This window comes from Pseudomonas sp. Sample_11 (assembly GCF_004307505.1).
Lineage (GTDB): Bacteria > Pseudomonadota > Gammaproteobacteria > Pseudomonadales > Pseudomonadaceae > Aquipseudomonas > Aquipseudomonas atacamensis.
The window spans coordinates 1-20,450 of sequence record NZ_RCOD01000009.1 but is presented as its reverse complement, the minus strand read 5'-3'; the positions used below and the strand labels follow the sequence as shown (position 1 = coordinate 20,450).

The window sequence follows — 20,450 nt, the reverse complement described above, 5'->3', positions numbered from 1 at the left end:
CCGCTCCGTTTGTCACCCAGGCGCCTGTAGTCATGGACTGCAAACTGGACAAGATTTTCTACGGCAACTTCATGGCAGTACGTGACAGCCACGTGCCCATCGAGAAAAACAAGATCACCGGATTCATCGGTCCCTCAGGCTGCGGCAAAAGTACCGTGCTGCGCAGCCTCAACCGGATGAACGATCTGGTGAAGGGCTTTCGTTTCGAGGGCCATGTGCATTTCCTCGGGCAGGATGTCTATGGCAAGGGCGTCGACCCGGTGGTCGTACGTCGCTACATCGGCATGGTGTTTCAACAGCCTAACCCGTTCTCGATGAGCATCTTCGACAACGTGGCGTTTGGTCTTCGCCTCAACCGCTACAAGGGCGATATCGGCGACCGCGTCAAGCATGCGCTGCAAGGCGCCGCGCTGTGGGACGAAGTCAAGGACAAGCTCAAGGTCAGCGGCCTGTCGCTCTCCGGTGGCCAGCAACAACGCCTGTGTATCGCCCGGGCGATCGCCACTGAGCCGGAAGTCCTGCTGCTGGATGAGCCTTGTTCGGCACTGGACCCGATCGCCACCCGGCGCGTCGAAGAATTGATGGTCGAGTTGAAGAAGGACTACACCATCGCACTGGTGACCCACAACATGCAGCAAGCCATCCGTGTTGCTGACACCACGGCGTTTTTCTCGGTGGATATTTCCCAGGGCACACGCACCGGTTATCTGGTCGAGATGGGCCCGACGGCGCAGATCTTCGACAACCCGCGTGAACAGATGACCGGCGATTACATCAGCGGCAAGTTCAGCTAAGTCACAGCACCGGTCACGGCCGCCTACCTGCACAAGCCAAATGGATTTGGCGGGCATCGGTGGATATTTACCAAGCGTTTCCAAGGAGCTCCAATGCCTGCCACGCATCGCCTTGATTTGCCTGCGATTGAACGCGCACTGCGGAAAGTGCAGAGCCGTTTCGCCGAACTCAGCCGGCACTTCACCGAACCTAGGGACCCGTTCACTGACGAAGTTCTGCACAATGTGCTTGAAGGCTATGCGTTGGTTGACGAATATGTTGCCCGCGGCGTCGACCTGTTCGATCTGCAGCAACTGAACCTGATGCTGGAGATCAATGCCACAGTGCTTTGTGGCCGGGATCCGGCGCGCCGGCTGGAATACGCCCAGCATCTGGCAGCCACCGAGGCGCATTTCTTCAACAACGTCGAGGGCGGCATCAAGGACTTGTACAACTGGTATTGCGCGTATCGCAGTGAGTCAGTCTGGAAGCGTGCAGCGGGTGTCTATGTGCGCATTCTGAGCAAGCCGCAGCTGTTTATCGAAGGCAACAACCGCAGTGGCTCGCTGATTGTCAGCTACCTGCTAATGCGCGCGGGGCTGCCTCCATTCGTGTTGACCCTGGAAAATGCCGAGGGCTATTTCAACCCGTCCTCGGTCATCCGCAACTCCGCCAAGCATGGCGTCAAGGCGTTGTACGAATTGCCCAAGATCAAGAAAAAATATGCAGCATTCCTGGAAGAACAGGCGCCCGATCCAATGAAGTTCTTTCTCAAAGGCAAGCCTTTGCCTTTTTCTCAGGGTGGCCATTGATGAACTGGGCACCAGCATTTGCCAGATTGAGAACCTTCGGCAGCCGGGCAGGGCAGGCTATCCGCTGCGCTTTGCCGCAGTTGTTCGAACGTCAGCGCATACGGATTTCGTTCGATATCGATGACACGCTCGCTTGCCAGCTTCATCACTGCGCAGTCGAGAACAGTCGACTACCGGCCTGTATTCATCGTTGGCTGGGTGAACCGTTGCGGATGGGCACACGATCGCTGATCCGAGAGCTGCGCCGCCAGGATTGCAGTGTCTGGGTCTACACCTCATCCGGGCGCACGCCGTCCTATATCAGGCGCTGGTTGGCGCTGTACGGTATCCGCGTCGACGGCGTGGTCAACAGCGTACTGCACAACCGTGCCCTGACGGCGCACGGAATGTCGAATGCGCCTTCCAAGTATCCGCCAGCGTTCGATATCGACTTGCATGTCGATGATTCGGAGGGCGTGCAGATTGAAGGCAAGGATCATGGCTTCCGGGTGGTCGTGGTGCATCCCGAGGATGATCGCTGGGCGCAGAAAGTGCTGGATTCGGTGGCCAAGGTCCAGGCGCAGCTCGCTTGGCAGCAAATGCTCAGACCTCAGGCGCCGGTGCAACAGCGTGCGGAGGCTGTCTTTGAGTCGCTTGGCTGAGCGAGTACGCATTGGCTATCTGGACAGCAGCGCCTCAGGTGTACGAGGCACTGCTGAGAAATGACTCAATAGATGCGCAAACGCTGCTGCGCAAAACATGTCTGGCAGAAACGACAAAGCCCTGAATAATCAGGGCTTTGTCGTATAAAGATGGCGGAGGCGATGGGATTCGAACTCATGGACCTGTTACAGTCGACGGTTTTCAAGACCGTTGCCTTAAACCACTCGGCCACACCTCCGTTTGCGTTGCGGGCGCCATAATACCTGAATGAAACACACTGTCAAACTCTCTGCATGGCTTGTTACAGAGCGTCTGTTATGATCTTTGCGACTGAACGTTTCAAACCAACAGGAGTGTCGCCATGCGCGAACAGGATTACGCAGTTAATAACAGCGTGCAGGCTGAGCAGCTAGAGGTTAGCCGCGTCCTGCGCAACACTTATGGTCTCTTGGCTCTGACCCTCGCATTCAGCGGTGTGATGGCCTTCGTAGCCCAGCAGATGCGTGTCGGCTACCCGAACATTTTCGTGGTGCTGATCGGCTTCTACGGGCTGTTCTTCCTCACCAACAAACTCCGTGATTCCGCGTGGGGCCTGGTGTCCGCCTTCGCGTTGACCGGTTTCATGGGGTTCCTGCTCGGCCCGATCCTCAACCGTTACCTGGGCATGCAGGGCGGCGCTGAAGTGGTCAGCTCGGCTTTCGCCATGACCGCACTGGTGTTCGGTGGTCTGTCGGCCTACGTGCTGATCACCCGCAAGGACATGAGCTTCCTCGGTGGCTTCATCACCGCCGGTTTCTTTGTCCTGCTGGGCGCTACGCTGGCGAGCTTCTTCTTCCAGATCAGCGGCCTGCAACTGGCGATCAGCGCCGGCTTCGTGCTGTTCTCGTCGGTCTGTATTCTGTTCCAGACCAGCGCGATCATCCACGGCGGCGAGCGCAACTACATCATGGCGACCATCAGCCTGTATGTATCGATCTACAACCTGTTCGTCAGCCTGCTGCAACTGTTCGGCATCATGAGCCGCGACGACTGATCGTAATGGCTGCAATAAAAAACCCGCTTCGGCGGGTTTTTTATCGTCTGGAGAAAAGTGTCTGCTCAGTTGATGACGATGCTGCCATCCACTTGCTGACGGTAGATCGTGTACGGCAGCAGCAGCGTATCGAGGGCACCGGAGACCACGGCATCAACCAACAGCCCCGGGATCGCAGTGTTGCGATGATTATCGGCATCAACACCCGAGGCCAGCGGCGCATTCAAAGAACAGAAGTCATAAGCGAGGCCGCTGTAGATTCTTGGCACAGCGCCGCAGTAACTCTTTTGTTGTTTGAGTCCATCAACGGCAGCCTGGTCGTCGCGCGCCACCGTCTGAATCGTGCCACAGCCGCCGAGGAGCATGCCGGCCAGCAGTATTGCCTGAATTTTCATAGCGCCATTCCTTAGCCGCGAAAAACCCCAATCTACCCCGATCATTGGTAAAAGACACCTACGCCATCGGTGGCAGGCGTCGCTTGACCGGGGTCTTCTTGACGATCGCGGTGTTGGTTTCAGCCAACGTATTCAGTCGGTCGAGCAGGGTATCGAGCTGTTCCATCGAGCGCACGTGCAGGCGGGCGATAAAGCAGTCGTCACCGGTGACCTTGTCGCACTCGGTGAACTCCGGAATCGACATGATCTGCCGCTCAACCTCCTGCAATTGCCCTGGCAGAGGCCGCACCCGGACGATCGCCTGCAACTGATAGCCGAAGCATTTCGGATCAATCTCCACCGTGTAGCCCTTGAGCACGCCGCGTTCTTCCAGACGCCGCAACCGCTCGGCCACGCTGGGCGATGACAGGCCGCTGATCTGCGCCAGCGCTTTGAGCGAGCGCCGCGAGTCTTCCATCAGCGCGCCGATAAGGATCTGATCGATATCGTCAGTCACATTCAAACTCCGGATTAGGCAAAGGGCGCAAATCACCCTCGATAAAAAAGGCGAAAACCAAGTTTAGCCTGCTTTATGCGCTGGAGCAGCCCGAGGTGCGCTTGGCATACTTTTGCCATGCTTCGGACACAACCTCAGGAGAAGATGATGGACAACGCAATCCGCCGCGGTTCGCTGGAAATGACCGCCGCTATGCTGATATCGGGGACGATCGGCTGGTTTGTGCTGGTGTCCGGGCAACCGGTGCTGGACGTGGTGTTCTGGCGCTGCGTGTTCGGCGCCGGCACCTTGCTGTTGGTCTGCGCCGCGTTCGGCTTTCTGCGTCCGGGAATGCTGACCCGTACAACGTTTCTGCTGGCGGTGCTCAGTGGAATGGCGATTGTCGGCAACTGGGTGCTGCTGTTCGCGTCCTATTCCCGCGCCTCGATTGCCATCGGCACCGCAGTCTATAACGTGCAGCCATTCATGCTGGTCGGTCTGGCGGCACTGTTTCTCGGCGAGAAAATTACCCTGCAGAAGCTGTTCTGGCTGGCGATTTCGTTCATGGGCATGCTGGCGATTGTCAGTGCCCATAGCACGCAAGGCGAGGAGGGTAACGATTACCTGATGGGTATTGCCCTGGCGTTGGGCGCGGCCTTTCTGTATGCGATCGCGGCACTGATCATCAAGCGCCTGACCGGCACGCCGCCGCACCTGATCGCGCTGATTCAAGTCTGCACCGGGGTGTTGTTGCTCGCGCCTTTTGCGCATTTCGATGCGTTGCCGCAGGGCGCCGATGCGTGGGCGAGTCTGCTGACTCTGGGCATTGTGCATACCGGTTTGATGTACGTTTTGCTGTACGGCGCGATTCAAAAATTGCCGACGGCATTGACCGGCGCGCTGTCCTTTATCTATCCGATCGCGGCAATCTTTGTTGACTGGTTCGCCTTCGGCCATCGCCTCGAATTGCTGCAGTGGATAGGCGTTGCAGCGATCCTGCTGGCCGCCGCCGGCATGCAACTAGGTTGGGGCTGGAAAGCCCGGCGGCTGGCGGCACAATAAGGATCAGATGTTCCAGCGCGGTGCGGTTGCTGCCAGGCGCTGGCGCATCTCGCTGATATTGGCCGCCAGTTGCCGGGTCAGCATCCGATAGCCGTCGAGCGTATTGGCGACTGGCGCATCAAGGTCCGCTGCTGGCAGCTCCATCGGTCGCTCCAGCCGTTGCGAGGCCCCGGTTTTCAACGCGCGAGCCATGCCGATCAGCTGCACACGAATCTGCCGGTGCTCAGCCTTCAGTGCCGTTTGCAGATGTGCCGTGGCCTGCGGGTCACTTGCGTTGGGGCGGATATTGCCGAGGATCTCCAGCGTGCTGATGCACATGCGCAGGTTGCGCTGAATCGCGTCGAGCTCGGTCATGGAAATTTTCACTTCCTTGGACACCGACGGCATCAGCGAGCGCAACTGCACCATCACCGCACCCACCTTGCTCATCAGCCGCACATGCTCGTCGGCGCTGACCGCTTCACCGTTGATGATGCGCCCATATACCGTGGCGCAATCGCGCAAGGCATCGGCGAGGTTGTAACGCCACGAGTAGACCGCGTACAGCGGCAGGGCGAAGGAAAACGCCAGGGCGAGGGCGATGCCGATCAGGATGTCGACGCCGCGCCACAGTCCATCGGTGATCGGGTTGTCGCCATGCCCGGCGACGATGAATACCGTGATCGCCGAGAGCAGGGCGGTGTAGCCGCCCTTGCCGATCGCGTGATAAGAGAAAAACCCACAGACCACGGCCATGGAAAAATAGGTCAGCCACGGCATGCCCAGCCAGGCGTGCTGCGCCACTAGGGCCAATCCGACCCCCGCGCCGATCAAGGTGCCGATGGCGCGCTCGGCGGCTTTTTTGCCGATGTTGCCGTGGTGCTGCAAACCGCCGATCACCACCAGCATGGTCACCGATGCCCATTCGCCGTGGGGCAGATTGATGCCAGTAGTCAGCAGAATCGTCGCCAGCAACCCCAGCGCCACCCGCACGGAATGGATCAGGCGGGCGTGACGGTAGCGCCGATACGGGTCCAGTAACGGACGCAGGATACGGCGCAACAGCGGTGGCAGGCGGTGGGAGCTGTAAGTAGTCAGTGCGAACCTCATGGTCAATCAAATCAATGGAAGGGGAAAATGTAATTCATCCAGGCGGACATGCGCAGCAGGATTTTGCGCATCGCGCCGATGTGATGAAAGTGCTGACTGTAAAGCGCCGCTTGCCCGTAGGCGCCGCCCGGCATGAGCGTGCTGTATTCGGCGAACGCCGGGTCAGTGATTTCAATGATCACCGGCACCCGTCCGGCCGGTGGCGAGCCGGTGTAGCTGATCAGCGTGCCGGAAGGTTGCACCTGGCCCTCGGCGATCACCCCGATCACGCTTTTCACTCGCCCCGCGAAGACTTTGCCGGGAATGCCATCGAAGGCGACTTCGGCCTCGTCGCCCACGGTCAGACGCAGCAGGCTGTTCTGACGCATCCAAGCGGCGAAGTACTGACCTTCCTGCGGAATAAACACCATCGACGGGCGCAGCGGCAGCTTGCTCGCCATCATTCCCGGGCGCAGCGAAACGTGGGTGACGAAGCCTTTGCTCGGCGCTCGAACCACAGTGTTGTCCAGTTCAAATTGAGCGTTGTCCAGTTGCGCCTGCAGATCGTCGGTGCGGGCAATGGCCGCGTCCAGTTCACGCTGGGTGCCGAAGTTGCGGCGGATCAGTTCGGTGATGCGGTAGCGGTCGCCCTTCGCTGCAACCAGTTGCGCCTTGAGCGATTTCAGGCGGTTCTGGAAAGGCGTGGGATCGATGCGGAACAGCACGTCGCCTTTTTCCAGGGGTTCGTTGCCCTTAACCGGCACGTCGATCACCTGGCCACTGATGATCGGAATGACCGGCACCGAGACAAAGTAGGAGCGCGCCACCTCGGAATAGGGATGGTTGTAGTTCATGGTGAAAATCAGCGCGCCGATGATCAGCACGCCACCCAGGACAGCGGTGGGCACCGTCCATTTGTTCAGCGGAATGCGGAAGATCTTGAAGATGGCGACGCAGAGTGCGGCGTACGTGAGGATGAGCAACAGATCCATGCTCAGATCCCCCGGCTGTCAGATTGAGGCGCAACCGGCGACTGCGCTTCGAGCCGCTCGATCCGGGCTTGCAGCTCGACGACCTGCTGCTCCAGTTGATTGACGTGGTTTTGAATGGGTTTGCCATCGCCGAAACCCCAACCGCGATCCTCGCGATAGGCCATCGCCCAGATCCACAGAAACGGCCAGAGTGCATGCAAGGTGAACAGGCTGACCCAGCCCGTGGCATGGATCGCGTCCTGGTGCGGGTGGTTGCGATGAACGGCGATTTCGTACGGAATGTCATGCAGCACGATGATCCCGTAAAACAGCACGAGACCGACAAAAACCAACAGACCCAATGCGAAGTAATCGAGCATGGTCAGCCTCCCGGGCATCCAGCAATGCTGGGCTGAGTGTAGTCACTGAATCGCCGGGGGGGGGGCTGACGGATCGGCAGGATCATTCGATCCCGCCGATCACCCGTCAAAAGATGTAATCGGTGGTCAGGAAACTCGAATCACGCCCGCGAATGATCTCGCTGATCAGGTCCTTGTTGCTCTCCTGGAATTTGGTCGCCACCAGCGTGCGGATCGAAAACACCCGCAAGGCATCGTGAACCGAGAGCGTGCCTTCGGCGGAGTTTTTGCGGCCATTGAACGGGTAAGTGTCCGGGCCGCGCTGGCACTGGGCGTTGAGGTTGATCCGCCCGACCTGGTTGGCGAAAGTGTCGACCAGCCGGCCGACCGCCACCGGGTTGGTGCCGAAGATGCTCAACTGCTGGCCGAAATCCGATTCCAGCACGTAGTCGATCACCGTATCGAGGTGGCGGTACGGCACGATGGGCACGACCGGGCCGAACTGTTCTTCCTGATACACGCGCATTTGCGGATTCACCGGATAGAGCACTGCCGGGTAGAAGAACGAGGCGTGGGACTCGCCACCATTCGGGTTGACCACCTGGGCGCCTTTGCTTTGCGCATCCGCGACCAGACCGTGCAGATAATCGACCTTGCCCGACTCCGGCAGCGGCGTCAGCGCCACGCCGCTGTCCCACGGCATGCCCGGTTTCAGCGTGGCCAGTCTGGCGTTGAATTTCTCGATGAAGCTGTCGACCACGTCTTCATGCACGAAAAGAATTTTCAGTGCGGTGCAGCGCTGACCGTTGAACGACAGCGAACCGGTGACCGCTTCGCTGACGGCGTTGTCGAGATCGACTTCGGGCAGGACGATACCCGGGTTCTTGGCGTCCAGACCCAGAGCCGCGCGCAAACGGTGTGGTTTCGGGTGCAGCTTTTTCAGGTCACTGGCAGCCTTGTTGGTGCCGATGAAGGCAAAGATGTCGATCTTGCCGCTGGCCATCAGAGCGCTGACGGTCTCACGGCCGCTGCCATAGATGACGTTGATCACGCCGCTCGGGAAGCTGTCGCGGAAGGCTTCGAGCAACGGCCGAATCAGCAGCACGCCAAGCTTGGCCGGTTTGAACACCACGGTGTTACCCATGATCAGTGCCGGAATCAGCGTGGTGAAGGTTTCGTTCAGCGGGTAGTTGTAAGGCCCCATGCACAAGGCGACGCCGAGCGGCACGCGGCGAATCTGACCGAGGGTGTCCTGCTCCAGCTCAAAGCGGCTGGAACGGCGGTCGAGTTCTTTCAGGGCATTGATGGTGTCGACGATGTAATCGCAGGTGCGGTCGAACTCTTTTTCCGAGTCCTTGAGGTTCTTGCCGATCTCCCACATCAGCAGCTTGACCACGGCTTCGCGCTGCTCGCGCATGCGGCCGAGGAATGCTTCGACGTGCTGGATGCGCTCGGCCACGCGCATGGTCGGCCACAGGCCCTGACCTCGGTCGTAAGCGCGAACGGCAGCGTCGAGGGCGGTGAGCGCGGTGTCGGCATCCAGCAGCGGCGTGCTGCCGAGGATCACCTGTTCTTCGCCGTTTTCGCTTTTCAGATAAACCGGGCTGCGCACCTGCGCGAGCGGGCCGTCCCAGCGGCGCAATTGACCATCGACCAGGTATTCACGCTGCTCGACCTGAGCGTCGAGGCGATATTTTTCCGGGATGTCGCTGACCGAAGGGAACAGGTTGCCAAGGATGTTTGCTGTGGTCATGTCACTACCCTGTGTTGAAGTCGGCGTGCCGATTGAAAGTCTTGTGAAGGTTATACGCCTGAACGGGCCGGGATTTAACCCTGTGAATGTCACGCGAATGTCACGCACCCGTGCAACCGCAGTCCACCCTGTGGGAGCGAGCCTGCTCGCGAAGGCGGCGGCACATCCAACATCCTCATTGCCTGACACAGCGCTTTCGCGAGCAGGCTCGCTCCCACGGTCGATCGTTTAAATCAGTCAGTCTGTCTTCGGTAATGAAGCTTTTATGACAAAAGTTCGGTAGCCCTTTGCCAGTCCGGTCATGCCTGTGTAACGCGCTTGAGGGGCCTTTCGGGGCGTACTTTGCAAGCCGAGGCGGGACGCCGGGAGTGAGGCAATGGGGACTATGGAACGCTATTCGAAAGTGGGCATGCAGGAACTCGATCAACGCCTGTCGAAGATCGTCGAAGCCGCGCGCAAGAAGCCGGTTTCGGTGTATCGCTACGGCGCGCCGTGGGTCTGGATCGTCTCGCAGGAGGACTGGCAGGGCGCTCTGAAAGAAGTGTCCAGTTACATTCCGCCGGGCCATTCGCTGGTGTTGCTGCGCCCGCAGATCGACGATCTGCTCGACGCCCACCAGGACCTGCTGCACGACCTCAACGCCGCACCCGGCATGCTCATTCCCGCGCAGACGGTGATGCACATCCTGCTCCTGCAATTGCTGTATTCGGTGCCCAGCGAACAGCAGCTCTATGAACAGCTGAACTACAACCTGCTGTTCCGCTGGTTTGTCGGCCTTGGCCTGAACCAGAAAGTCTGGAGTTTCACCGCCCTCAGCCGTGACATCGCCACGCTGCTCAACGAGCCGCGCGCGGTGCTGCTGATTCAGAAAATCATCGGCGAAGTGTTCTGCGGTGCCTTGCTGCAAATGCCCGAGTTCTCGCTGAACTTTGCGCTGTTGCACACCTGGCTGGGCAAGCACGCCTGCGCCACAACGATCAGCAATTGACGCAGCACACCGGGCGCTAACGCCCACAGGTCATCGCGAATTTCAGGGGGTAATGTGGAACGGATTTTCACGTCACGGCTGGCGCTGTGGGGCTGGCTGCTGGTGACGGCGGGCGCGCAGCCGGCGCTGGCCGAGGAGGGCACAGAAGCGCCCGCCGCGCAGCGACTGGTCGACGTCAACGAATACTTCGTGCGCGGCAATACCGTGCTCGATGCCCGGGCGATCGAAGAAGCGGTGTACCCGTTCCTCGGCCCGCAAAAAGCCTTGAGCGATATCGAAGGCGCCCGCGATGCGTTGCAGAAGGCCTACCAGGAACGCGGCTATCAATCGGTATTTGTCGAGCTGCCCGAGCAGGCCGTGGCCGATGGCATCGTCTATCTGCAAGTCAGCGAAACCAAGGTCGGCCGGGTGCGCGTGGTCGGCGCCAAACACTATTCGCCGCTGGACATTCGCGACAACGTCCCGGCGCTGAAGGAAGGCGAGGTGCCGGACTTTGCCAAGGTCCAGGGCGAACTCGCGCAGCTCAACAAGACCCCCGGTCGCCAGGTCATGCCGCTGGTGCGCGAAGGTCAGCGCCCCGGAACCATGGATGTCGATTTGCAGGTCGAAGACCAGAACCCGTGGACGGCCAGCGTCGGCCTCAATAACGATTACAGCGCCGACACCGAAAAGCTGCGCAGCGTCACCAGTCTCGGTTACAACAACCTCTGGCAGCTCGGCCACAGCGTCAACCTGACGTTCTTCACCGCGCCGCAGGAAACCGACAACGCCAAGGTCTGGTCCGGGTCCTACACCGCGCCGCTGAGCGAGCGCTGGAGCGTGCAATTCTCCGGTTACCAGTCCGACAGCAACGTCGCCACCATCGGCGGCAGCAACGTGCTCGGCAAGGGTCACAGCTATGGCGTCGCGGCGATCTATACACTGCCCTCGAGCGGCAACTGGTCGAACTCACTGTCGGCCGGCATCGACTTCAAGGACTTCGACGAGCGCCTGAGCCTGTCCGGCGAAAGCGACAAGGTACCGCTCAAATACGCGCCGTTCACCTTCGCCTACAACGGCTTTCGCTACAGCGAAAAGAGCCAGCTCGGCCTCGGCCTGAGTCTGGTTGCCGCCACGCGCAGCGTGTTCGGCTACGGCAGCGACGACGAAGACTTCGACTACAAACGCTATCGCGCCAAACCGAGTTTCGCCGTGCTCAAGGGCGACACCAACTACACCTGGACCTTCGACAGCGACTGGCAGAGCGCAAGCAAAGCCGCATTCCAACTCGCCTCGGGGCCGCTGGTTTCCAACGAACAATTCTCCGCCGGTGGCGCCACCTCGGTGCGCGGCTATCTCGCGGCTGAACGTACCGCCGACGACGGCTATTTGCTCAGCCAGGAATTGCGCACACCGTCGCTGGCTAAATTTGCCGGCACGTGGATGCAGGACTGGCGCTTCTACGCCTTCGCCGAGGGTGCGCAACTTTACCTGCGCGATGAACTGCCGGATCAGGACGCCAATTACGCCCTGGCCAGCGTCGGCCTCGGCACCCGCGCCAGCCTGAGTAAATGGCTATCCGGCAGCCTCGACTGGGGCTACCCGCTACTCGAGGGGCCGAACACCTCAAAGCAGGAATCGCGCCTGCACTTCAACCTTCAAGCCACTTTCTAACGGAGCACGTCCATGCAACGCCTCTTCCTTTCGTTGTTGATCTGCCTGGGCTTCGTGCTCCCGGCCACGGCTCAGGCCTGGTGGCAGGACGACTGGCATTACCGCAAACAGATTGCCGTCGACACCACGCCCCAAGGCGCGGCGATCAATCAGGCCCTCGGCCGCACCGCGCTGCTGGTGCGCCTGCACACCGGCAACTTCACCTTCGACGGCGTGAAAGAGGACGGCTCCGATCTGCGCTTCGTCGCGGCGGATGACAAAACCGTGCTCAACCACCAGATCGAAAGTTTCGACGCGCTGATGGGCATGGCGCTGATCTGGGTCGATGTGCCGAATGTCGAGGGCGGTCAGCGTCAGGACATCTGGATGTACTACGGCAACCAGAAAGCCCCGGCTACCGGCAACGGCCAGTTGACCTTCGATCCGAATTACACCGCGCTGTATCACTTCGACGGCGCCACCGGCACCCCGGCGAAAGACACCACGGCGTACGGCAACACCGCGCAAAGCGCGACCGGCACAGCGATCGATGGCGTCGTCGGGCGCGCCTTGCAGTTCAGCGGTCAGCCGTTGTTGCTGCCAGCCAGTCCGTCACTGCAACACAACGCCGGCAGCGCGTTCACCTTCAGTGCCTGGCTGCGTCTGGATCAGGCGAGTGGCGAGCAAGTGATACTGGCGCGTCGCGAAGGCACGCAAAGTCTGCTGATCGGCGTCAGCCAAGGTCTGCCATTCGTGGAAATCGACGGCCAGCGCGCCGCTGCGACACAGGCACTGACTCCGGCGCAATGGCAACACGTTGCGCTGACCGCCGAGGGCTCGAAAGTCACCCTGTACATCAACGGTCGCGAAAGTGCTGCGTTGGCCCAGGCGATGCCGGCGTTCAACTCGGTCATGGCCATCGGCGCCGATCTGCAGGAAGGTGCGTTCCAGCCATTCGCTGGCGCTATTGATGAGCTGCGCCTGTCGAAAGTCGCCCGTCCGGCCGCGCTGCTGCTGGCCGATGCCACCTCGCAAGGCGCCGAGTCGAAACTGGTGGCTTACGGCGTCGATGAGGAACAATCCGGCTTTGGCTTCGGTAGCCTCGGCTTCCTGCTCAACGCGGTGCCAGTCGACGCTTGGGTGATCATCGCCTTGCTGGTGCTGATGATGTTCCAGTCGTGGATCATCATGTTGCGCAAGAACCGCAGCCTCAGTCGCGTCACCGCTGCCAACGAAGACTTTCGCGTGCAATTCGCCAAGGTCGGCACGCGTCTGGAAATGTTCGCCGACGATGCGCAACTGGCTCAGCGTCTGCAGCATTCGTCGCTGTGGCGCCTGTACCTGGTGGCGGTCAAAGAGATCCGTACCCGTCGCGAGCAGGGCGCCGATACCTCCTCGGTTTCAGCGGCAACCATCGAAGCCATCCGCTGCTCGATGGACGGCGTGCGCACCTGCGAGAACCAGCAGCTGAGTTCGAAACTTTCGACCCTGTCCAACGCCATCGCCGGCGGTCCGTATATCGGCCTGCTCGGTACGGTGCTGGGGATCATGGTGGTGTTCCTCGGCACGGCGATGGCCGGCGACGTCAACATCAACGCCATCGCTCCCGGTATGGCCGCCGCGCTGTTGGCCACGGCGATGGGCCTGTTCGTCGCGATCCCCGCGCTGTTTGGCTACAACCGCCTGATCACCCGCAACAAGGAAGTCAGCGCCGACATGCGCGTATTCGTCGACGAGTTCATCACCCGGCTGGCGGAAATGCACGGCGAGAGCCAGTTCAGTGAGGCGTCGCACCAGCGCGGCCATCACGCCAACCACTCCGTACCGGCCTGAGGAGCATTGACATGGCGTCCGTAAATGCCTCCCACGACGATGATGACGATGCCGCCGTCGACAGCATCAACATTACCCCACTGGTCGATGTGCTGATGGTGGTGCTGGTGATGTTCATCCTCACCGCCACCGCGCAGGTCTCCGGGATCCAGATCAACCTGCCCAAGGCCAGCGCGTCGGTGTCGCTGTCGGAAGCCAAGACCAAGGCGATCTCGGTCAACGACGGCGGCCAGGTGTTCCTCGATGCCTATCCGGTCACTTTGGCCGAGTTGGAAGAGCGCCTGCGCATCGAGAAAGCGCAGAGCCCGGATTTTCCGGTGATCGTGCGTGGCGATGCGACGGTGCAGTACCAGAAAGTCATCGAAGTGCTGGATCTGCTGCGCCGGCTCGAACTGTCCCAGGTCGGTCTCGTTACCGGCAAACCGAGTCAGGGCTGAGTCATGACCGCACAACTCCCGATCGAACCGCCGCCCGTGAAAAAGTCGCCGTTACGCTATGTGAAGTGGGGCGCCGGATTGCTGGTCGCCGCGCTCGCCGCGTGGTTCCTCTGGCAGTGGGCCAACGACATGGCCGGCGTGCGTCGCGAAGCGCCGAAGGTGCCGACGATCATTCCGTTGCCGCCACCGCCACCACCGCCGCCGGAAAAACCGCCAGAGCCGGAAACGCCGGTGGAAGAAAAAGTCGTCCAGCCCGAGCCAACGCCGGAGCCGGAGGAGGTCAAGCCTGAAGAAGAGGCGCCGCCATCGCCGGCGGACGATCTGGCCAATCCGATGCAAATGGACGGCGACGCGCAGGCCGGCAGCGACGCTTTCAACATCGGCGCGGGCAAGGGCGGCGGCATGGCCGGTGCTGGCGGCGGGCGTTTGGGCACGGGCACGTACAGCCAGTTTCTCGCGTTCACCTTCCAGCGTTTGCTGCGCGAGAACCCCGAGCTGCGCAACCTCGCGTTCTCGCTACAGGCCGATGTCTGGCTGAGCAGCGTCGGCGAGATCACCCGTGTCGAGCTGATCAAGTCCAGCGGCAACCCGCAAATCGATACCCAGGTGCTGGCCGCTTTACGCGGTGCGCCAGCCCTCAGCGAACGGCCTCCGGCCTCCATCACTTTGCCCGTGCGCCTGTCCCTGCAAGGGCGGCGTCCGGGTTAATTCACTTATTCAAGCTTCGGCAAAAGGAGTTGTGTGCAGATGATTTCCAACGTGAATCGATTGTCCCTGGCGGTCGGCATGGTCGTCGCGACCCTGGTCGGTCAGGCCGTGGCAGCGCCTGCGCCGTCGGAGAACGCCACGATCAATCTGATCCGCTTGCTGGTCGAGCAGGGCATTCTGAAACAGGACAAGGCTGACGCGCTGATCGCCCAGGCGCAGAACGAAGCGGCGCAGGCGAAGCAGGCGGCGGCTTCTACCGCAGTTGCGGCCGGGCCGGTCGCCGCGCCGGGGGATGTGCGCGTGCAGTACGTGCCGGCAGCAGTGCGCGACCAGATCCGCGATCAGGTCAAAGCCGAGGTCATGGCCACCGCCAAACAGGAAAACTGGGCCGCGCCGAATACCTTCCCGGACTGGGCCTCGCGCATCAGTTTCGACGGCGACATTCGCCTGCGTGACGAATCGCGGTACTACTCGGGCAACAACAGCAACGAAATCGTCGACTTCGCCAAGCTCAACAACAATGGCCCGTACGACGTAAATCCCAACAGCAGCACCAGTCTGCCGCCGTTGCTCAACACCCGCGAAGACCGCGAAAACCTCTTTCGCCTGCGTGCACGCCTGGGCATGAAAGCAGTGATTTCGGAGGAATGGACCGCCGGCATTCGCATCGGCACCGGTTCGGACAACAACCCGGTATCGACCACGCAGAACCTCGGCGGCGGCTTCGCCAAGAAGGACATCTGGCTCGATCAGGGCTACCTGACCTGGAAGCCAATGGACGAATTGACCCTGACCGGCGGGCGCTTCGCCAATCCGTTCATGTCCACCGACATGCTCTATTCCAACGACCTGAATTTCGACGGTGTGGCGGCGATTTTCGATCACAAGCTCAACCGCGATTGGGGCGTGTTCGGCACCGTCGGCGCGTTCCCGGTGGACTACACCAACGACACTTCCAGCAGCAACGGTTTCGATAAGGAAGAGAGCGACAACAAATGGCTGTACGGCGCGCAGCTCGGCGCGAAATGGGCGATCAACAGCAACAACCGCCTCAAAGGTGCGCTGGCCTATTACCGCTTCGACGACATACAGGGCCAGCGCTCCAGCCCCTGTGAACCGTGGGCCGGCTCGCCAGGCTGCGACAGCGACGGCACCCGCGCGGCGTTCATGCAGAAGGGCAACAGCGTGTTCCTGCTGCGCGACATCACGCCGAACCCGCTCAACCCGAGCGCCACGCCGCAGCCGCAATTCGTCGGTCTCGCCTCCGAGTTCAACCTGCTCGATCTCAACGTGGTCTGGGATGCCGACCTGCCGCAGGACTTCAAACTGCGCAGCCAAGGCAACTACATCCACAACCTCAGCTACGACGAAGGCGACATGCGCAAGCGTTCCGCCGGGCAGATCGTCAACAACCTCGACAGCAACGGCGAGATCGAAAGCGGCGCCAATGCATGGATGGTGCAGTTCACCCTCGGCAATGCGCTGGACCTCAAGCGCAAGGGCGACTGGAACCTGTTCGCCGGCTACAAGTACATCCAGCCGGACGCCTTGCCCGACGGCTTCAACGACTCGTCGTTCCACCTAGGCGGCACCAACGCCAAGGGCTATTTCATGGGCGGCAACTACGGCCTGGCGAAGAACGTTTCTGCCACCGGCCGCTGGATGAGCACCGAAGCGGTGTACGGCGCGCCGTTCGACATCGACGTCTTGCAGCTTGAGATCAACACGCGCTTCTAAGGCGCCGGGAGAGCTTTATGAACACGCGTTTTCTCGCGCTGGGCCTGGGTTTGTTGATTGCCACCGGGGCGAACGGCGAAGGCATGGAAGAACGCTTGCGCACGCAATTGCGCAGCACCACCCAGCAATTGCAGGCCCTGCAAAGCCAACAGGCCCAGGCCAGCGCCGCGCAACTGGCAGCGCAGAACGAAGCCAAGGCAGCGCAGGCGCAGATCAAGCAGCTGACCGCCGAACTGGCCAAAGCCAAAGGCCTCGCCGAGCAGCTCGCCGGGCAGCAACAGAGCCTGCACAGCCAGGCTCAGGCGCAAGTGGCGGCCAGTGCCGAGCAGACTGGCAAGTTCAAGAAAGCCTACGACGAGTTGCTCGTCCTCGCCCGTGGCAAAGAAGCCGAACGCTCAAAGCTGCAAGCGCAACTGGCGGAACGTGACACACAAGTGCAGCAATGTTCAGCCAAGAATCAGCAAATGTACGGCGTCGCCAAACAGATCCTCACGGCCTACGAAAACATCGACGTCGCCGAAGTGATGAAGATTCGCCAGCCCTTTGCCGGCAGCGCCCGGGTCAAGTTCGATGAACTGGCCCAGGGCTTTGGCGACGAGCTGTACAAGACCCAATTCGACGCGCCGCAAGCCGCGATCGCTCACTGATAACAAGGAAGAAAGCCATGACTCAATTGATCACCCACGTTTCCCCGCAATCGCTGACCGACGTCCTGCAAGCCGCCGGTTACCGCGTCAACCAGAGCGAACAGAACGGCATCGTCCAGTTGCTCAGTGCCAGTCAGGGCATCGGCTACGCCGTGCGGTTCGGTAACCCGGCGCTTGAGCAGGGCGGGTTCGTTGATTTCACTTTCAGCTGTGCGCTGCGCGTGCAGGGTGAGTTGCCTGAGGGAGTCGCAGAGCAGTGGAATGCTACTCGACGTTTTGCACGGTTGTCGTTGCAGGGTGAGTTTCTGGTCATGGAGATGGACGTGGTCGTGGCTGCTGGCGTGAGCAACGAGCACCTGCGCGGCAATTTGGAATTGTGGGATCGCCTGTTGCAGGAATTCATCGTTTACCTGCGCGACTTCAGCCAGACCGCTGCTGTGCAAACCGCCAAATCCGCTATCGCCGAACAAGAGGAAGTCGCGCTGTGAAAAAGCCTGCCATGGTGATCGGCGCCGGAGCGCTGGCGTTGTTGGTGGGGGCCGTGGCATTGGTGCTGCGGCCGGGCAGTGATCCGGTTGCCGCTCAGCAGCCGTCGCCGGTGATGGCGGTTGCAGCCGGGCCAGCGGTCGCACGGTTGGGCAATCAGCAGGTTTCGCCAGAGGAATTGCAGGCGCTGCTGGCCACTGTCCCGGCGCAAACCCGCGAGCAATTGCGCGGCAACCGTGAGGCGCTGGAGCGCTGGATTCGTACGCGGCTGGCGGAAAAAGCCGTGCTGGAACAAGCCGATGCGCAGGGCTGGGCGCAGCGCCCCGACGTCGCCCGGCAGACTCGCGCGGCGACTGAGCAGATCGTGTTTCGTGATTATCTGCGCTCGGTGAGTCAGGTGCCGGCGGAGTATCCGAGCGCGGCCGAGTTGCAGCAGGCGTATGACGCGGGGAAGGCCAACTGGCAGACGCCGCCGATGTACCGGGTCAGTCAGATTTTCCTTGGCGTCAGTGACGCAGCGAATGTGGAAACGGTGCGCAAACAAGCCGCTGAATTGAGCAAGAAGGCGCAGACAGCACCGGGCGATTTTGCGGCGCTCGCTACGCAATATTCGCAGGATCGAGTGACGGCAGAGCGGGGCGGTGATACCGGCCTGCAACCGTTGCAACAGCTGGTGCCGGAAGTGCGTGGCGCTGTGGCGCGGCTTAAGGTGGGCGCCGTGTCTGATCCGGTGCAAAGTGCCGCCGGCTTCCACGTGATCAAGCTCACAGAACAACAACCGGCCCGCACCGCGACGCTGGAGGAACTGCGCGACCAACTGACCCAGGCCCTGCGTGCACAACGCCAGGAACAGATCGCCCAGGCTTATCTGGACGGCATGCTCAATACCGCCACCCTGAGCATCGATGGCGCTGAACTGAACAAAATTATAGGTAACTGACACACAGTGTTTCTGTAGGAGCTGTCGAGTGAAACGAGGCTGCGATCTGTTGATTTTGCTTTTAAAGATCAAAAGATCGCAGCGTGCCGCAGCTCCTACAAAGATTTGCGTAACGACACCACATTAGATCGACAGGGAGTCATCAATGTCATTCACCGAACCCGCAGGACGCCCGGGCGCCGTTGATTACCAATCGCCCCAAACCAGCCCCGAACCCTGGCTCAACCAGGCCACGACCATCGACAGCGAAGTGGCCCAATATTTCCTCGTCAGCGCCCGCTGCGGCTGCTTCATGCAAGCCGCGCGCAGCCTGAATGTGCGCTCGACGCTGCTGCGCAAACAACTCGCGCAACTCGAACAGCAACTGCAACACAGCCTGTTCAGCTTCCAGGGCAGCGCCCTAACGCTCACCCGCGAAGGCCAACTGTTGCAGGCCCGACTCAGCACCCTGGCCCACCAACGCAAACTCCCGGTTATCGAACAACCGCTGATCCGCCTCGCCATCGCCGAATCCATCCTCCACGACATCCTCGGCCGCGACCTCATCGCATTGCTGCGGCGCAACGCCAGCCTGCGCCTGGAAATTATTGCTCTGGATAGCGAACTGGCCTTGCGTGCGGTCAGCGCCGACATCGTCCTTTGGCTCGCCTCCGGCGAAGCTCCAAACCTTGGTCCCACCTTCGCCACCAGCGCACCGCAACAGCTAGCGCGGATCGAGTATCTGCCGCACATCGCCAAACGCTATTCACGGGTGACTGCACGCCCGGAAACACCGGATGATCTGGCGGATTTCATGCTGGTGCAGTGGCAGCATGATCGGCAGGTTGAGAGCTTTCGGCCTTGGAATGAGTTGGTCGAGCAGCGCTTGGCTGGCGTAGTGCAAATGCAATCTTATGAATTGATGCTGGAGATGATCCGGTGCAGCGCTTGCATCGGATTGCTGCCGGCATACATGAGCCGCTTCGACCGAGGCTTCATCGCACTGCCCGGATTATTCGCCGAGGCGATGCAGCTCCATGCTTGGCTCGCCGTCAACACCGACTCGCAAAACTCCCCCGAAATCCAGGCCCTCACCGACCTCATCCAGCAAACCTTCAACGAACGCCACGAATGGTTCCAGCCTTGACCCGCCCCTCCTGTAGGAGTGAGCCTGCTCGCGATCACGCCAGCACAGACACCGCACCCGTAACTGAATAAACCGCTCCCACAGGAATCTTCATTGCTTACGCGTTGATCGTTCCCACGCTCCGCGTGGGAATGCAGCCCGGGACGCTCTGCGTCCCCCCAGAGCTGGAACGCGGAGCGTCCCTTGAGGCATTCCCACGCAGAGCGTGGGAACGATCATCAAAACCCTTCAACGAACGCCACGAATGGTTCCAGTCTTGACGCGCTCCCATGTAAGAGTGAGCCTGCTCGCGAAAGCAATCCGCCAGTCGACACTTCAGTGACTGACCCACCGCATTCGCGAGCAGGCTCGCTCCCACAGGAATCTTCATGGCTTACGCGTTGATCGTCCCCACGCTCCGCGTGGGAATGCAGCCCGGGACGCTCTGCGTCCCCCCAGAGCTGGAACGCGGAGCGTCCCTTGAGGCATTCCCACGCAGAGCGTGGGAACGATCATCAAAGGCCCGCTACTGCGGCAACTCCAGATTATCCAGCACCCGATTCACCGCCAGTTCCCCGAGCATGATCAGTTGC

General features: G+C 60.8%; 21 protein-coding genes and 1 tRNA gene. 15 read left to right on the top strand and 7 right to left on the bottom strand.

The window, feature by feature from the left end; genetic code table 11:
* The first annotated feature begins 32 nt into the window (after positions 1-32).
* The 3 genes from pstB to D8U60_RS02085 all read left to right on the top strand — a co-directional run bounded on the left by pstB (position 33) and on the right by D8U60_RS02085 (position 2,227).
* Positions 33-794 (top strand): phosphate ABC transporter ATP-binding protein PstB, encoded by a 762-nt coding sequence (gene pstB / locus D8U60_RS02095; RefSeq protein WP_016774591.1) that lies wholly within the window; start codon positions 33-35, stop codon positions 792-794.
* Positions 795-887: 93 nt separating this feature from the next.
* Positions 888-1,586, top strand: coding sequence for a hypothetical protein (locus tag D8U60_RS02090; RefSeq protein ID WP_130899372.1), 699 nt, complete (start codon positions 888-890; stop codon positions 1,584-1,586).
* Positions 1,586-2,227, top strand: coding sequence for a hypothetical protein (locus D8U60_RS02085; protein ID WP_225926646.1), 642 nt, complete (start codon positions 1,586-1,588; stop codon positions 2,225-2,227). The genes D8U60_RS02090 and D8U60_RS02085 overlap by 1 nt, the downstream gene beginning before the upstream one ends.
* 151 nt (positions 2,228-2,378) lie before the next feature.
* Here D8U60_RS02085 and D8U60_RS02080 read toward each other — a convergent pair.
* A tRNA-Ser gene (locus D8U60_RS02080) sits at positions 2,379-2,466 on the bottom strand.
* Positions 2,467-2,589: 123 nt separating this feature from the next.
* Between D8U60_RS02080 and D8U60_RS02075 the strand changes: the two genes are divergently transcribed.
* Positions 2,590-3,261, top strand: a complete 672-nt coding sequence (locus D8U60_RS02075) for a Bax inhibitor-1/YccA family protein (RefSeq protein WP_008006561.1) — start codon at positions 2,590-2,592, stop codon at positions 3,259-3,261.
* A 65-nt stretch (positions 3,262-3,326) separates the two neighbouring features.
* Here D8U60_RS02075 and D8U60_RS02070 read toward each other — a convergent pair whose 3' ends face one another.
* Both D8U60_RS02070 and D8U60_RS02065 read right to left on the bottom strand, forming a co-directional pair.
* The gene (locus tag D8U60_RS02070; RefSeq protein ID WP_122507248.1) at positions 3,327-3,656 is read right to left on the bottom strand and encodes a YceK/YidQ family lipoprotein; all 330 of its coding nucleotides are present in this window, start codon (positions 3,654-3,656) and stop codon (positions 3,327-3,329) included.
* A 58-nt stretch (positions 3,657-3,714) separates the two neighbouring features.
* Positions 3,715-4,152 carry an Lrp/AsnC family transcriptional regulator gene (locus D8U60_RS02065; protein ID WP_129998646.1) on the bottom strand — a complete coding sequence of 146 codons (438 nt, stop codon included), beginning with the start codon at positions 4,150-4,152 and terminating at the stop codon, positions 3,715-3,717.
* Between the two features lie 147 nt (positions 4,153-4,299).
* On the opposite strand from D8U60_RS02065, the gene D8U60_RS02060 reads away from it, so the two are divergent.
* Positions 4,300-5,193: a DMT family transporter gene (locus D8U60_RS02060; RefSeq protein WP_130899371.1), complete on the top strand. Its 894-nt coding sequence runs from the start codon at positions 4,300-4,302 to the stop codon at positions 5,191-5,193.
* Positions 5,194-5,196: 3 nt separating this feature from the next.
* Here D8U60_RS02060 and D8U60_RS02055 read toward each other — a convergent pair whose 3' ends face one another.
* From D8U60_RS02055 to D8U60_RS02040, 4 genes are all read right to left on the bottom strand, one after another.
* Positions 5,197-6,282, bottom strand: a complete 1,086-nt coding sequence (locus D8U60_RS02055; RefSeq protein WP_241663508.1) for an FUSC family protein — start codon at positions 6,280-6,282, stop codon at positions 5,197-5,199.
* A gap of 11 nt (positions 6,283-6,293) precedes the next feature.
* Positions 6,294-7,253, bottom strand: a complete 960-nt coding sequence (locus tag D8U60_RS02050) for an HlyD family secretion protein (protein WP_123442577.1) — start codon at positions 7,251-7,253, stop codon at positions 6,294-6,296.
* A gap of 2 nt (positions 7,254-7,255) precedes the next feature.
* On the bottom strand, positions 7,256-7,612 hold the full coding sequence (locus D8U60_RS02045; RefSeq protein ID WP_016774599.1) for a DUF3302 domain-containing protein: 357 nt from the start codon (positions 7,610-7,612) through the stop codon (positions 7,256-7,258).
* 106 nt (positions 7,613-7,718) lie between these two features.
* On the bottom strand, positions 7,719-9,344 hold the full coding sequence (locus D8U60_RS02040) for an NADP-dependent glyceraldehyde-3-phosphate dehydrogenase (RefSeq protein ID WP_016774600.1): 1,626 nt from the start codon (positions 9,342-9,344) through the stop codon (positions 7,719-7,721).
* A gap of 376 nt (positions 9,345-9,720) precedes the next feature.
* Here D8U60_RS02040 and D8U60_RS02030 point away from each other — a divergent pair, with 376 nt between their 5' ends.
* The 10 genes from D8U60_RS02030 (at position 9,721) to D8U60_RS01985 (ending at position 19,878) form a co-directional block, all read left to right on the top strand.
* Positions 9,721-10,332 carry a transposase gene (locus tag D8U60_RS02030; RefSeq protein ID WP_073474621.1) on the top strand — a complete coding sequence of 204 codons (612 nt, stop codon included), beginning with the start codon at positions 9,721-9,723 and terminating at the stop codon, positions 10,330-10,332.
* Positions 10,333-10,386: 54 nt separating this feature from the next.
* Positions 10,387-11,985 (top strand): ShlB/FhaC/HecB family hemolysin secretion/activation protein, encoded by a 1,599-nt coding sequence (locus D8U60_RS02025; protein WP_122610433.1) that lies wholly within the window; start codon positions 10,387-10,389, stop codon positions 11,983-11,985.
* 12 nt (positions 11,986-11,997) lie between these two features.
* Positions 11,998-13,797, top strand: a complete 1,800-nt coding sequence (locus D8U60_RS02020; protein WP_130899369.1) for a MotA/TolQ/ExbB proton channel family protein — start codon at positions 11,998-12,000, stop codon at positions 13,795-13,797.
* A gap of 11 nt (positions 13,798-13,808) precedes the next feature.
* Positions 13,809-14,234 carry a biopolymer transporter ExbD gene (locus tag D8U60_RS02015; protein WP_003201710.1) on the top strand — a complete coding sequence of 142 codons (426 nt, stop codon included), beginning with the start codon at positions 13,809-13,811 and terminating at the stop codon, positions 14,232-14,234.
* A gap of 3 nt (positions 14,235-14,237) precedes the next feature.
* Entirely contained in the window at positions 14,238-14,942 is a 705-nt protein-coding gene (locus D8U60_RS02010) for an energy transducer TonB (RefSeq protein ID WP_130899368.1), read from the top strand.
* Positions 14,943-14,981: 39 nt separating this feature from the next.
* On the top strand, positions 14,982-16,679 hold the full coding sequence (locus tag D8U60_RS02005) for a putative porin (protein ID WP_122507255.1): 1,698 nt from the start codon (positions 14,982-14,984) through the stop codon (positions 16,677-16,679).
* Positions 16,680-16,696: 17 nt separating this feature from the next.
* Positions 16,697-17,326, top strand: a complete 630-nt coding sequence (locus D8U60_RS02000) for a DNA repair protein (RefSeq protein WP_130899367.1) — start codon at positions 16,697-16,699, stop codon at positions 17,324-17,326.
* 17 nt (positions 17,327-17,343) lie between these two features.
* Positions 17,344-17,814, top strand: a complete 471-nt coding sequence (locus tag D8U60_RS01995; protein WP_130899366.1) for a YbjN domain-containing protein — start codon at positions 17,344-17,346, stop codon at positions 17,812-17,814.
* Positions 17,811-18,752 (top strand): peptidylprolyl isomerase, encoded by a 942-nt coding sequence (locus D8U60_RS01990; protein ID WP_130899365.1) that lies wholly within the window; start codon positions 17,811-17,813, stop codon positions 18,750-18,752. Before D8U60_RS01995 ends, D8U60_RS01990 begins: the two co-directional genes overlap by 4 nt.
* Before the next feature lie 145 nt (positions 18,753-18,897).
* Positions 18,898-19,878 carry a LysR family transcriptional regulator gene (locus D8U60_RS01985; protein WP_130899364.1) on the top strand — a complete coding sequence of 327 codons (981 nt, stop codon included), beginning with the start codon at positions 18,898-18,900 and terminating at the stop codon, positions 19,876-19,878.
* Positions 19,879-20,450 lie beyond the last annotated feature (572 nt).

Coding starts and splice junctions, on each gene's coding strand:
- pstB (WP_016774591.1), top strand. CDS start 33: ATGGACTGCAAACTGGACAAGATTTTCTACGGCAACTTCATGGCAGTA.
- D8U60_RS02090 (WP_130899372.1), top strand. CDS start 888: ATGCCTGCCACGCATCGCCTTGATTTGCCTGCGATTGAACGCGCACTG.
- D8U60_RS02085 (WP_225926646.1), top strand. CDS start 1,586: ATGAACTGGGCACCAGCATTTGCCAGATTGAGAACCTTCGGCAGCCGG.
- D8U60_RS02075 (WP_008006561.1), top strand. CDS start 2,590: ATGCGCGAACAGGATTACGCAGTTAATAACAGCGTGCAGGCTGAGCAG.
- D8U60_RS02070 (WP_122507248.1), bottom strand. CDS start 3,656: ATGAAAATTCAGGCAATACTGCTGGCCGGCATGCTCCTCGGCGGCTGT.
- D8U60_RS02060 (WP_130899371.1), top strand. CDS start 4,300: ATGGACAACGCAATCCGCCGCGGTTCGCTGGAAATGACCGCCGCTATG.
- D8U60_RS02055 (WP_241663508.1), bottom strand. CDS start 6,282: ATGAGGTTCGCACTGACTACTTACAGCTCCCACCGCCTGCCACCGCTG.
- D8U60_RS02050 (WP_123442577.1), bottom strand. CDS start 7,253: ATGGATCTGTTGCTCATCCTCACGTACGCCGCACTCTGCGTCGCCATC.
- D8U60_RS02045 (WP_016774599.1), bottom strand. CDS start 7,612: ATGCTCGATTACTTCGCATTGGGTCTGTTGGTTTTTGTCGGTCTCGTG.
- D8U60_RS02040 (WP_016774600.1), bottom strand. CDS start 9,344: ATGACCACAGCAAACATCCTTGGCAACCTGTTCCCTTCGGTCAGCGAC.
- D8U60_RS02030 (WP_073474621.1), top strand. CDS start 9,721: ATGGGGACTATGGAACGCTATTCGAAAGTGGGCATGCAGGAACTCGAT.
- D8U60_RS02020 (WP_130899369.1), top strand. CDS start 11,998: ATGCAACGCCTCTTCCTTTCGTTGTTGATCTGCCTGGGCTTCGTGCTC.
- D8U60_RS02015 (WP_003201710.1), top strand. CDS start 13,809: ATGGCGTCCGTAAATGCCTCCCACGACGATGATGACGATGCCGCCGTC.
- D8U60_RS02010 (WP_130899368.1), top strand. CDS start 14,238: ATGACCGCACAACTCCCGATCGAACCGCCGCCCGTGAAAAAGTCGCCG.
- D8U60_RS02005 (WP_122507255.1), top strand. CDS start 14,982: ATGATTTCCAACGTGAATCGATTGTCCCTGGCGGTCGGCATGGTCGTC.
- D8U60_RS02000 (WP_130899367.1), top strand. CDS start 16,697: ATGAACACGCGTTTTCTCGCGCTGGGCCTGGGTTTGTTGATTGCCACC.
- D8U60_RS01995 (WP_130899366.1), top strand. CDS start 17,344: ATGACTCAATTGATCACCCACGTTTCCCCGCAATCGCTGACCGACGTC.
- D8U60_RS01985 (WP_130899364.1), top strand. CDS start 18,898: ATGTCATTCACCGAACCCGCAGGACGCCCGGGCGCCGTTGATTACCAA.